This window comes from Brucella sp. 22210 (genome assembly GCF_052045675.1).
Lineage (GTDB): Bacteria > Pseudomonadota > Alphaproteobacteria > Rhizobiales > Rhizobiaceae > Brucella.
In genome coordinates, this window is the sequence record NZ_JBQEPD010000020.1 from 22,683 (window position 1) to 35,068 (window position 12,386).

Genomic DNA, 12,386 nt, shown 5'->3' on the forward strand with positions numbered 1-12,386 from the left:
CGCGCACTGTTTTCATCCACGTATGAAGGCTAGCAGATCAGCGTTGATTACGTCTGCATTGACTGTAAGCATCCCGTGCGAAAAGCCCGGATAGATGATCAGTTTGCTGTTCTGCAGCAGCTTGTCCTGCAGGATCGAGGCGCATTTATAAGGAACGACCTGGTCATCGTCGCCTTGCAGCACGAGGGTTGGTACCGTTATCGCTTTCAGATCTTCTGTTTGATCCGTTTCTGAAAACGCCTTGATCCCCTCATAATGTGCCTTGGCGCTTCCCATCATGCCCTGTCGCCACCAGTTATCGATAACGCCCTGCGATGGCTTTGCTCCCGGCCGATTAAATCCGTAAAAAGGACCAGAGGGCACATCGATGAAAAACTGCGCGCGATTGGCGGCGAGTGCCGAACGAAAGCCATCGAATACTTCGATGGGGGTTCCATCGGGATTGTTGGCTGTTTTGACCATCAGGGGTGGAACAGAACTGACCAGAACCGCTTTGGCGACCCGACCCTGCGGCTGGCCAAACTTCGCCACATAACGTGCAACCTGCCCGCCGCCTGTTGAATGGCCAATATGGATGGCGTTGCGAAGATCGAGATGTTCGACGACGGCCGAGGCGTCGGCAGCATAATGATCCATATCATGACCGTCGCTGACCTGGCTCGATCGACCGTGGCCTCGGCGGTCATGCGCGACGACGCGAAAGCCTTCCTTGAGGAAGAACAGCATCTGGTTGTCCCAATCATCCGCACTGAGCGGCCAACCGTGATGGAAATGGATCGGCTGTGCGTCCTTCGGACCCCAGTCCTTGTAATAGATCTCAGTTCCATCCTGTGTCTGAACAAATGCCATCGCGGTTTCTCCTTTGTGAGTACCAGTGATCCGGGGAGGCGGATCGGTAGGGCAAATAGCGCTTGGGATGATTCCGACAAGTACAGATGTCACTGAAAAATAGAAAGGTAATTATAAATTAAATTACCTACGTTTTCAGAAATGATAATTGTATTTATATTAAATACAATGAATTGTTATTAGAAATTATATGGATAGTTTTCTCATATTAATGTATAGATGGAATGATTTTAAGAAAAATCCGACAGTTTATCGCTGGCGATGGCTCTGCCAATCGGCTGTCTTGTTTATGTGGGCGGCAACAAGCAAAGGCGACGAAAGAGCCCTTTCGCCGCCTTTGTATTTCTCTCAAACGCAACACGGCAATAATGAAGAATAATCATCATGCATTATTTGGCCGTGTCGATACTGATAGCAAATGAATGCTATCTATATATCGAGCTTAGAACGAACGCTGGAAGCGGATCGTGCCACCCCATGCGTCGTCAACGTCATTGCCGTTAGCAACGGCTTCATAACGCTTCCAGTCGCCGCCGAACTTGGTGTAGTTGACTTCCGGCGTAATCGTGAAGCCCGGAACGATTTCATAAGCAACGTTGGCGGCAACGGCTGTTTTGCCCCAATCGTCATGTGCGCCCTGAAGGTTGAAGGTTGCCTTTGGCGTCAGGGCATATTTCAGACCACCCCAGACAGCCCATTCACCACCCCACTGACCGTACATCTGATCTGGGCTTTCTTCGGAAGCATAAGCGCCCTGCAGCCAGAGGCCGAAGCGGTCCGTAATTGCAACGTCGCCGCGGACCTTTGCAGACCATTCTTCGATAACCGAGTCGTATGCAACGACACCAGCGATCGAACCCCAGCCGCCAGCATATTTCAGGCCGCCAACAACATGTGGCATGTAACCGTCGATAGCGTAGTCATGACCGAATGGGTTTGTATAACCACCGTCGTTATCGCCGCCCTGTTCAAGAGCAACCACTGCGGAGAAGCCGTTGCCAGCTGCGAAGGTGTAGGAAATCTTGCCCGTGCGGTATGCACCAGCCGAGACCACGTCGTCGTTGATGATGTCGCCGAGGTAACCGGTGAAGGTGTGGAATTCCGACTCATCGATACCGACCTTCAGGCCGCCAAGTTCGATATAGGCGAACTGCAGTACAACATCGGAGCTGGTGCCGCCGAAGCCATCAATGTTCGAATCGCCGTAATAGCCATCGTGACGCGAATTGCTCGACGAATAGTTGAAGCGGGTTTCGGTGAAGGTCTTCAAAGTGCCGAATTCGGTTTCGGAAGCCGTTGACGTGCGCAGGGCAAAACGCAGGCTCTTGTCCCAGCCTTCGCGGTCAACGCCGGAATAGGCATCGTCGCCACCCTTTACGTCATAACGGACATAGCCGTGAATGCGCAGGCAGGTTTCGGTGCCCGGGATGTAGAAATAGCCAGCGCCGTAAGCATCGCAAACGCGAACATATTCAACAGCTTCGGGTTCAGGAGCAACAATTGCATCCGCTGCAAATGCCGGGAACGACATTACTGCTGCCGATGAGGCAAGGAGGAGAGACTTCATGTTCATATTATTCGCCTTGTTTCGTTTTCAAACAATGCATATTATTGAACACTAATATTGATAGAGAACAATTGCTGATATCGAATGTGAAGTATTTCTAACTATACGTGTTGCGACGATGACACCAATTATTGCAAGACTAATTGTGCTTTAACTAATTTTATATCGAAACAAAAAAACAGCGACAGAAAAATCTGCCGCTGTAATTGTTGTGACCACTTGCTGACTGGAGATCAGATAATCACATTATCACTATTCTGTCTAAATTCTTCGATGTCAATCAATACTTGTTTTTACTGATCGAGAATCGTTCATTTATCTGCCGGTAAGAGCGATTTCAAAACAGGTTTTGTAACCGCTCTCACTTTTGGTTTTTTACGAAAGTCTTATACAAAACTGCTTCGAGCTTTTCAGGGGCGCTTTAGAACGAACGCTGGAAGCGAACCGTACCCTGAATGCCGTCCGAGCCGACGAGGCCAGCTTCACGCAGCGGATGATCGCTATCCCACTTGGTGTAGGAAACTTCCGGAGTGATGGTGAAGCCAGGAACCAGCTGGTAAGCGACGTTTGCGGTGATTGCAGTCTTGCCCCAATCTTCGTAAGCGCCCTGAATGTTGAAGGTTGCCTTGTCGGTCGCCTTGAACTTCGCGCCGCCCCAGACAGCCCATTCACCGCCCCACTGGCCGTAATTCTGGTAAGGGGTTTCTTCAGACGAATAGCCGCCCTGCACCCAGACCGAGAATTTCTCGGTGATGTTGACGTCGCCGCGCAGCTTGCCGTTCCAGTCTTCAATAACCGGGTCGTAAGCCACTACACCTGCGATCGAGCCCCATCCGCCCTTGAACTTCAGGCCGCCGAGAAGATGTGGTGTGTAACCATCAATCGTATAGCTGCTGCCACCCTGTTCAGCAGCGATGATGGCCGAGAAGCCATTGCCACCTGTGAAGGTGTAAGAAACCTGACCCGTCGTGTAGCTGCCGGCTGCGATCACGTCATCGTTGATGACGTCGCCGAGATAGCCGGTGAAGGTATGGAAAGCCGATTCATCGATACCGACGCGGAAGCCGCCAAGTTCGATGTAGGCACGACGATTATCGACGCTGCTCGATGCCGAGCCATACTCGCCATCCCATCCCGAGTTTTCAGAGGTGTAGTTGAAGCGGGTTTCGGTATAGGACTTGAGCGTGCCGAGTTCGGTTTCGGTCGCGGTTGACGTACGCAGCGTGAAACGAGCGCCCTTGTCCCAGCCCTTGCGATCAAAACCGGTATAGGCATCGTCGCCACCCTTCACATCATAGCGGACATAGCCGCTGATGCGCAGGCAGGTTTCGGTGCCCGGAATATAGAAATAGCCCGCGCCGTAAGCATCGCAAACGCGAACATATTCAACGGCTTCTGGCTCCGGAGCAACGATTACATCTGCAGCAAATGCTGGCAAAGATATAATTCCTGCTGCGGAAGTCATGAGAAGTGTAGTGATTTTCATTTTTGTCACCCGATGAAGTTGTATTTACGGATGCAAAAAAACATTGAATAGCTACACTTTCAATTATCAGTTTTATGACAATAACTGTTTCAATTATCCTGTTGCAATATCATCACCAATATTGTGCGTGCTAATTATATGATGGATAAACACCAAAACGAAAACGTATTGTGGTGCAATAATGCAATATTATATGGGATTATTTATATAAATTCGAATAGTGACTATTTTTTCTAAAAAATAAAATATAAATCAAATGGATGGCAATAAGATTGCCATCCATGAATTCAGAAATATCGTGTCTTTTTGAATTTTGGACCGCGCAATACTGTTGTCTATACAGTTCATCCCGGCAGATGATCGAGAATCTATGATCGTTCAGCGAGTGGCGGCTTTAAGAGCCTGATCAAGATCTTCGATAAGATCCTGCGCCTTATCAAGACCAATGTTCAACCGGATCGTGCGTTCGCTGACGCCAAAGCGCGCGAACACATTTGTCTCCGGCGAAATGCTGAGTGCAGCCTTGGCTGGCACAACAAGGCTTTCGGGCCCGCCCCAGCTTACCCCGATGCGGATAAGTTTCAGTGCATCGACAAAGGTTGGAATGTCTATGGCGTCTGTCACCTCAAAGGAGAACAGACCTCCGAAACCGGAAAAACTGTTCTTGCCCGGATGATCCATGAATGCCGGATGCATGACGTTGGCAATTTTGTTCGAGGATTGCAGCCATTGAGCGACATCCAATCCCGCCTCATGATGATGGCGCATCCGCAGAGGGAGCGTTTCGAGATTGCGCAGCACCAGCCAGGCTTCGAAGGGGGCCAGTTTGGCGCCGGTATAGGGAAAGATTTCCGCATTGACCCGGTCGATAAGCGCCCGCGATCCGGCGACCAGACCAGCAACTGTGTCACTCTGTCCACCCAGATATTTGGAAGCGGCGTGAATGACCAGATCCATGCCGATTGTCAGGGGATTTTGGAAGAGGGGGGTCGCCCAGGAATTATCGACAATTGTCAGTACACCGTGTTTGCGGGCGGCTTCAGCGATGGCTTTCAAGTCCTGCAGTTCAAAGACCATCGATGTCGGGCTTTCAAGATAGGCCAGGCGCGCGTCAGGTAGCGCTTCGACCATACGCTCTGTATCCCTGCCGTCGATATAGTCGACAATAACGCCGAAACGCTTCAGCACCTTTTCGAAAAAGCGGAACGCATCGCTATAGACATGGCGGACCGTCACAATACGATCACCAGGATTGACGAAGGCTAAAATGGTCGCCGCAATTGCGCCCATGCCGCTGGAGAAGGCGCGTGCATCTTCGGCACCTTCCATTTCCGCAATTCGTTGCTCGAGCAAGCGAACGGTGGGATTGTCTCCGCGTGAATAAATGGGTTTTGGCGATCGGCCAGCAAAAACCGCTTCCAGCTCCGCGTAGTTGTCGAACAGAAACAGTGACGTCTGGTAAATAGGCGGCACGGCAGCGTCGAACGGGTCATCGCGTATTGAGGTGAAGCTGTTCGGAATGATTGTATGTTGAGCGTCGAACTTGGGCGTTTCGTTCATGATTGTCCTCGCAAGGCAGAAACTGGATAGCGGATGTTCGTTTCGGGCTCTCAACCTGCGTCGCGGGACAAGGAGCCAATGACCGGGCGGCCCTGTTGATCGGTGAGGGTGCCGAGATCGGGAGAAAGCAGCCGGTCTGCAAAAAAGCGTTCGCGCAACAGCATGACCAGAAGCGCCATCTTATGGGGAAACTGGACATGCTTGATCTTGGCAAAGCCTGACCGGTCGAGGTTGCGTATCTGCTGCTGATGGTGGTGAATGGGTTCTCCAACGATCCGGGTTGTTCGGGGGTCCGCGAGAAACATATAGTGCATCAAGGAAGGCAGCCATGCACTGACGAAGGCCTTTCCTCGGAACGCATCTTCGCCAATCGCGACGTGCCAGCCCCGATCATAGGGGTCTGCATCATAATAGGGGCCGAGCCGGTCTTCCTTTGCCCAGTAGAGTTCGAAGTAACCGAAGGGGACACCATCGAAGGTCCCGATTAGCGGCAATGTGCGTGGATCAGCCAGCCGTCCATTGAGGAAATTGCGGTGATAGTCGAGACTACCATGGTCCTCCCATATTGCTGAAACACGGGGATCATTCATCCAGCGATGAAAATGTGCCAGATCGACTTCTAAATCTGCGATATGGAAGGCCAGAATCTTATCTATCCAAGGGATATGGCGCTGGTAAACGATGCCGCTTGGCTTCGGTGGGCGTATTGGATGGTGAATTCCGTTGGTCACTGTCGATACAGCGGGATAAGCATAGGGAGCACTTCCAAGCCAAAGTTGCGCCAGCTGGAAAAGGAGTTCGGGGCGGGAGATAAATCCATCCTCTGTCCGTTCCATTGAGCCACTCGCCAGAATGTCTGTGGGATCACAATATGTGGGTAACGTCACCTGTACGAAGGGCAAATCTGGGTGGCATGTGAAAAGCGCTTCCAATACGGCAAGAACTGCTCTTTCCGCCTCCGCAGTTGCAGGGGGCAAAGTTCCGAAATCAAGGCTGGGGCCTCTTGCGTGTGAAAATGTGCCAGCCGCGATATCCTTGCCGTTGTGCTTGACGCTAAAGCCATCTGCGGTCGCCACTACATGCCCAAAAAGCATCGGTGCGCTATGAGCAACGGTGGCTGTATGGCTGGCGAAACCTGCTTCGGGTAAGCGCAGACGCGCCTTGCTGTTGGAATCGCCTCCTGCGTTGAACGAATATTCTCTCACTGGCGACGTATCCATCGTCATTTCTCCAACATTAGGAATTCGATTTGCTGTGGCGTTTGTGATGGCGCGTTTGTCGTCCGAGGTTCGCTATTCAAGGGACGATTGAGCAATCAATAAATTCAGAAAAAATATAGAAATTTTTAGACACAAAATATTTGAATTTCTATTGATCTAATTCGTCTATCAGGCATCGGTACAATGATGGAGCATATATGATGTGATCATTCTCGATTGCCCATAAAATAGTTAGAGAATAAAAATATTTCTTCAGGTTGTTTGCTGAGGAAAATTAATTTTGTTTTTCTTAGGATTAAACAGAATGAATATCGACAGTAGAATTTGTGGAATGAATGGTGGTCACCAGGCGGCGGCTGAATGGCCACTGTCGTCGACACAATCACGCATCTGGATACTGTCGGCTATTGGAAATGAAAGCATCTATGGTCGCCAGATGTTGGGGCTAGCGCTGGGCGATATCGATGCGAATTTTGCTGCGGAACGATTGGCGCAGCTGTCCGCAAGACACCCACTCATCACGCGTCGATTTGAACTCAAGCCGGGTGGTGTTGTTTATCAGCATATACCTCACGCGGGTCGCGTCGATATTGTTGAACAACACGTAGCGGTCGGTGTTGCAGCCGATGAAGTGATGCTGGCTGTGGCGCGTTCGGAACGCGACCGGCAGATTGATCTTGAGCAGGAAAATCCCGCACGCTTCATTCTATTCAAACGCGGAGACAAGGCCGTCGGGGTCCTATTCTCCCTGCATGCAATTGTTGCCGACAGCGCAGCGCTTGGGCGACTTGCCGTTGACTTCGTAGAATCCTTACACAGCGGTTCCGGCGCAGTTGTAAAAACTTCGCCGACCACATGGTCACTCGAACAAGCTGAAACAATCACACCACCTGCCGACAAGGTGGACTTCTGGCTCGACCGACTTGGAAGGCAGGAAAATATCGCAGTCCTCACTCCGGTATTGCCCCACGGAACGGAGCTGGAAAATTGGACGGAAACAGAGATATACGTTGATGGCGATAGTTCCACCTCGACGAAACAACTCGAACTTGATCTTCTGACGGGCCTTGCCGTGGCATTGCGACGTTACTCGGGCTATGGAACACAACGGATCGGCCTCACTACCAGAGATGGGGCTGCCGATATCGCAACGCGAACGGAAGACACTCTGGTTCTCGCCGCTGAAGTCAATGGCGGCATGACACTGGAAGAGACGAAGCAGCGTTTTGAACGGGAGATTACCGTCTCCAGACAACACTTCATGCCATTCGAAACATTGGCCGATAGCCTTCTGCGTCGGGACGAAAGTTTCGAAACCACGGCGCTTGCCAGAACCGTTCTTGATCTGCGACCGGCATATTTTCTCAATGATGCGTTCACGCGCGTCATCATAGAGCCTCCAGCGCGCCGGGATGCCGAACTGGTGGTCACTGTTCGCCCGGCCAGCAATGGGGGTTTCAAAGTTGTCTTTGGTTTCGATCCACAAAAGCAGGATCGTCGGCACGTGGTCCGCTTTGCCAGTGATTTCAAGATTGCGCTTTCTTGCCTGAACGATGATCCGGCAGCGCTTGTCCGGGAAATTCCGTTTGTTTCGAGTGCAGAACTGGAACAGCTGTCCGCGCCTTATCCAGATCAGCCGCAGCCGGATGATGGTGTGCCGGTGCATGAAGCAATCGCAGCGCAGGCGCTGCGACGCCCGGGTGCATTTGCCGTTGCACAGGGGGACCGCTCCATCACCCACGGCGAGCTGGAAGCCTCGGCCAATCGTCTCGCGCGTCATCTGATAGCTATGGGAATCGGACCGGAAAACCGTGTCGCAGTGGCACTCGACAAATCCATCGAAGCGATAATTGCCATTCTGGCTATCATGAAGGCGGGGGGCGCCTTCACACCAGTTGAGCCAGATCACCCGGAAGCCCGCAACCGGCATATTCTTTCTGCGCCGGGCCTTTCGCTGATCATCACGCGTAAGCGTTTCCTCGAAAGTCTTCCGCAGGATGTCATCACGCCGAAGCTGGATATAGATCGGCTGAATCTGTCGCAGGAAAGCGCTGAGCCACCGGTGACTGTTGTTGCGCCGGATCAACTTGCTTATGTCATTTATACATCCGGTTCAACGGGTGTTCCAAAGGGTGTGGCGGTTGAGCATGGTCCACTGGCGCATCACTGCAAGGCGACCTTGCGCATTTATGAAATGACCGAGAAATCGTGTGAATATCCGGTCCTTCCGTTCACGTCCGATGGTGGGCATGAGCGCTGGATGGTGCCGCTGATGGCTGGCGGCGGCGTGGTTCTGACACCGGACAAGCTCGCAACTCCGGATGAGGCTTTCGCGCTGATGCGCAAGCACGGGGTCAACAATGCCAGCCTTCCAACAAGCTATGTGCGCGGACTGGCCGAGTATGCCAGTGAGCATCCGGATATTCCGGCTTTACGGCTATATTCATTCGGCGGCGAGGCCCTACCGCGCGCTGTTTTCGACATGATCAACGATAATCTTCAGGCTCCACTCCTCATCAATGGTTATGGTCCGACCGAAACCATCATGACGCCGATGATCTGGAAAATTCCGTTGGGAACCCGCTTTGAAGGCACAGTGGCTCCGATCGGAAGAGGCGTTGGCGATCGGAGAGTCTATATTCTCGATGAGGATCTGGTTCCTGTTCCGGTCGGCGTCGTTGGCGAGATTTACATCGGTGGTAGTGGTCTCGCTCGTGGTTATCAAGGTCGTCCGGATTTGACGGAAGAGCGGTTTATTCCCGATCCTTTCTCGTCAGGCGCTGGTCGAATGTATAAATCCGGCGATCTCGGACGATGGCGTGAAGATGGCATTGTTGAATTTGCCGGTCGGGTCGATCATCAGATCAAGCTGCGGGGGTATCGCATTGAACCCGGTGAGATTGAAGCGGTACTGAGCGCCGATTCCCGTGTTGCCGAGACGGTCGTCCTGCTGCATCGCGATGGCGCCCGTTCGTCACTGGTTGCCTATGTCGTGCCGCGCGAAGGCGAAACTGTCACCATGACGGAACTGCGCCGCGCCGCCATGGTTGCTTTACCGGATTATATGGTGCCGCAAACGATCATGTTGATCGATAAGCTGCCGATGGGGCCGAACAGCAAGCTTGACCGCTCTGCTCTTCCACCGCCTCTTCTGGAACGCGAGACCATTGCGCCAGAAAATGACCGTGAGCGGGCCATTCTAACGGTCTGGCGCGATGTTCTCGACATTCCGGATATCGGCGTTACCGAGAATTTTTTCGATATCGGGGGGCAATCCCTTGCGGCAGTCCGTATCGTGTCTCGTCTCAAGACACACCATCCGGACTGGCCTCTGACAATTGCAGATATGTTCAATCATCCGACGGTGCGCGATCTTGCTGCGGCACTCGATGGCTCGCGCGAGGATACCGGCGTCAACGTGATCTATTTGCGCCGTAGTGGCGACCGCCCGGTGCTCTATTGCTTCCCCGGTCTGCTTGTCAGTACGCGCGAATATATGCGCCTCGTCGATTATCTGGGTCCGGATCAGCCAGCGACGGGGTTTATCTGTTACTCGCTCAGCGAAACCAAAACGCTAAGCACGGGGGTTGAGGATATCACCGCGCGTTATGCCGAAGAAGTACGGCGTTTGGCCAAGGGGCGGCCTTGCGCTTTTCTTGGCTGGTCATGGGGCGGGCTGCTTGCCTATGAGGCAGCGCATCAGCTTGGAAACGATATCGATCTGCGCATGATCGGTATGGTTGATGTCTGTGATATGGACGAAGAATTTACGGTTGGAATTCTACCGCGTTTTGAGGAAGGCGTTCGTGATCGGACCCATCGACGCGTCCAGGAATGGCTGAATGTGGCGCCGATGCGCGATGACTGGCAGAGACTGTTTGCGGCGATGGACCGCGAAATCTATGAACAGTTTCTCAGCCATGTCGTGAAACACGATGTAGTCCTGCCTGTAGACGGGCCAGACATTGGTTCGGAAGAGCACACATTCTGGGTGCTCATCGACAATGCGATGATCTTCCGCAACTACCAACTCTCACAAAGCGATTTTCGCATTCACGCCTTTGCGGCAGAGGATTCTCTGACCCGCTCGCTCAACGTCATTGACTGGCGCCGATACTCGTCCAGGGCGACGGCGCCCGAGATCGTCAATGGCACCAACCATCTGACGATTATCGGTAAATCGCCTTTCCACCAGCGTTTTGCGCGCAGGCTCGACGAGGCGCTGGTAACAAAACTGCATAGGACTATCGAATTGAACTGAGTGGCTTTGCCACCGGGCTTTAGTCAAACCTTGCGCGTTTGTCGTGCTGCAGTTTCGTGAAGAAAACTGTCCTCCCAGTTTCTTTCGACTGCCTAACAGGAGATACATCATGTCCTCTGAAGTGCTCGATCTTGTGGGTGCTGGAATTGGCCCTTTCAATCTCAGTCTCGCTGCACAGTTGGACTCCATACCCGACATCAAGGCGCGTTTTTTCGACAAGCGAGCGGCTTTCGCGTGGCATCCCGGAATGTTGTTACCGGGTGCGGAGATGCAGACGTCGTTCTTGAAAGACCTCGTCACGGGAACCAATCCCACGAGCCCATGGAGTTTCCTTTCCTATCTGGTCAAGCACAAGCGCTTCTACCAATTCCTAAATGCTGAATATGAAGCCGTACCACGCCGGGAATTTGCCAATTATCTTGAATGGGTGGCAACGGGGTTGAAGTCTTTGCGTTTCGATACGCGTGTCGAGGATGTACGCTTTGACGATCATCACTTCCGTGTCCGGACCAATGGTGAAGAGGTTAAGACGCGCAATCTGTCTGTGGCTGTTGGCAAACAGCCTTCAATGCCCGACTGGGTGGCAAACCTTCCCCAGAATGCGTTCTTTCACAACAGCGTCGCAGCTGAAAGGCTCGACTCGGTAAAAGCCCGCCGCATAGCCGTGATTGGCGGCGGGCAAAGTGGCGCGGAGATTATCGACGCACTTCTCGACTCTAATCCAGATGCATCCATCCATTGGATCAGCCGCAGGCCGAACTTCGAGCCGCTGGATGCCACACCGTTCACAAATGAACTATTCACACCGGGCTATATGGATTGCTTCCATGGGTTGCCGGAACCCTTACGCCTGTCACATACCCATCGCCAGATGCTGGCCAGCGACGGTATATCGGTTTCCACGCTCAAAAAGCTCTACCGGCGGCTTTATGAACGGAAACTGGATCATTCAGCAGGTGCTGAGGCGGATATCTCGCTTTGTCCACACCGTGATGTGGTTGCCGCAGACTATGCAGATCGTGAAATTCACCTGACCATGAATAACGGTTTCGATCAGACGACAGAGAGGGTAACCGTTGACGCTCTCGTTCTGGCGACGGGCTATCGCTTTGTTCTACCGGAATTTCTGAATTCTCTGCATGCGCCGCTCGCCATGAATTCGCTGGGCGACCCGGTGCTGGAACGCGATTTCTCGCTTGTCTGGGACGGACCAAGCGACAACCGGATCTATGTCATGAATGCCGGGCGTCATAGTCATGGAATTGCAGAGCCGCAACTTAGCCTCGCGGCCTGGCGCAGTGCGGTCATCGCCAATTCACTGCTGGGAAGACCGCATTTCGACCTCACGCCGCCAGACGCAATTGTGCAATGGCAAGCCGAAACAGGTGATGAAGTTGCATCTCATGATGTTGATGTCGTTCAGGCCGCAGAATAAGCGATCCG

The 12,386-nt window shown here is 52.6% G+C and carries 7 protein-coding genes; 2 read left to right on the forward strand and 5 right to left on the reverse strand.

From position 1 onward, the window contains the following. Positions 1–12: 12 nt before the first annotated feature. From ACTJKP_RS19695 to ACTJKP_RS19715, 5 genes are all read right to left on the reverse strand, one after another. Complete coding sequence (locus tag ACTJKP_RS19695; protein WP_440631868.1) at positions 13–849, reverse strand: alpha/beta fold hydrolase; 837 nt, start codon at positions 847–849, stop codon at positions 13–15. Positions 850–1,291: 442 nt separating this feature from the next. Then, entirely contained in the window at positions 1,292–2,422 is a 1,131-nt protein-coding gene (locus tag ACTJKP_RS19700) for a porin (protein ID WP_078341128.1), read from the reverse strand. Between the two features lie 415 nt (positions 2,423–2,837). Further along, a complete protein-coding gene (locus tag ACTJKP_RS19705) occupies positions 2,838–3,902 on the reverse strand; it encodes a porin (protein WP_078341129.1) in 1,065 nt (354 codons plus the stop codon). A 378-nt stretch (positions 3,903–4,280) separates the two neighbouring features. After that, positions 4,281–5,462 carry a PLP-dependent transferase gene (locus ACTJKP_RS19710; protein ID WP_440631869.1) on the reverse strand — a complete coding sequence of 394 codons (1,182 nt, stop codon included), beginning with the start codon at positions 5,460–5,462 and terminating at the stop codon, positions 4,281–4,283. A 50-nt stretch (positions 5,463–5,512) separates the two neighbouring features. Then, positions 5,513–6,682, reverse strand: coding sequence for a GNAT family N-acetyltransferase (locus tag ACTJKP_RS19715; protein WP_440631870.1), 1,170 nt, complete (start codon positions 6,680–6,682; stop codon positions 5,513–5,515). A 304-nt stretch (positions 6,683–6,986) separates the two neighbouring features. Here ACTJKP_RS19715 and ACTJKP_RS19720 point away from each other — a divergent pair, with 304 nt between their 5' ends. Both ACTJKP_RS19720 and ACTJKP_RS19725 read left to right on the forward strand, forming a co-directional pair. After that, complete coding sequence (locus ACTJKP_RS19720; protein ID WP_440631871.1) at positions 6,987–10,943, forward strand: amino acid adenylation domain-containing protein; 3,957 nt, start codon at positions 6,987–6,989, stop codon at positions 10,941–10,943. A 109-nt stretch (positions 10,944–11,052) separates the two neighbouring features. After that, complete coding sequence (locus ACTJKP_RS19725) at positions 11,053–12,378, forward strand: lysine N(6)-hydroxylase/L-ornithine N(5)-oxygenase family protein (protein ID WP_440631872.1); 1,326 nt, start codon at positions 11,053–11,055, stop codon at positions 12,376–12,378. The last annotated feature ends 8 nt before the right edge of the window (positions 12,379–12,386 follow it).

What these genes read in the sequence shown, in the direction of transcription:
- ACTJKP_RS19725 (WP_440631872.1), top strand. Translation starts at nt 11,053, where the DNA reads ATGTCCTCTGAAGTGCTCGATCTTGTGGGTGCTGGAATTGGCCCTTTC.
- ACTJKP_RS19695 (WP_440631868.1), bottom strand. Translation starts at nt 849, where the DNA reads ATGGCATTTGTTCAGACACAGGATGGAACTGAGATCTATTACAAGGAC.
- ACTJKP_RS19700 (WP_078341128.1), bottom strand. Translation starts at nt 2,422, where the DNA reads ATGAACATGAAGTCTCTCCTCCTTGCCTCATCGGCAGCAGTAATGTCG.
- ACTJKP_RS19705 (WP_078341129.1), bottom strand. Translation starts at nt 3,902, where the DNA reads ATGAAAATCACTACACTTCTCATGACTTCCGCAGCAGGAATTATATCT.
- ACTJKP_RS19710 (WP_440631869.1), bottom strand. Translation starts at nt 5,462, where the DNA reads ATGAACGAAACGCCCAAGTTCGACGCTCAACATACAATCATTCCGAAC.
- ACTJKP_RS19715 (WP_440631870.1), bottom strand. Translation starts at nt 6,682, where the DNA reads ATGGATACGTCGCCAGTGAGAGAATATTCGTTCAACGCAGGAGGCGAT.
- ACTJKP_RS19720 (WP_440631871.1), top strand. Translation starts at nt 6,987, where the DNA reads ATGAATATCGACAGTAGAATTTGTGGAATGAATGGTGGTCACCAGGCG.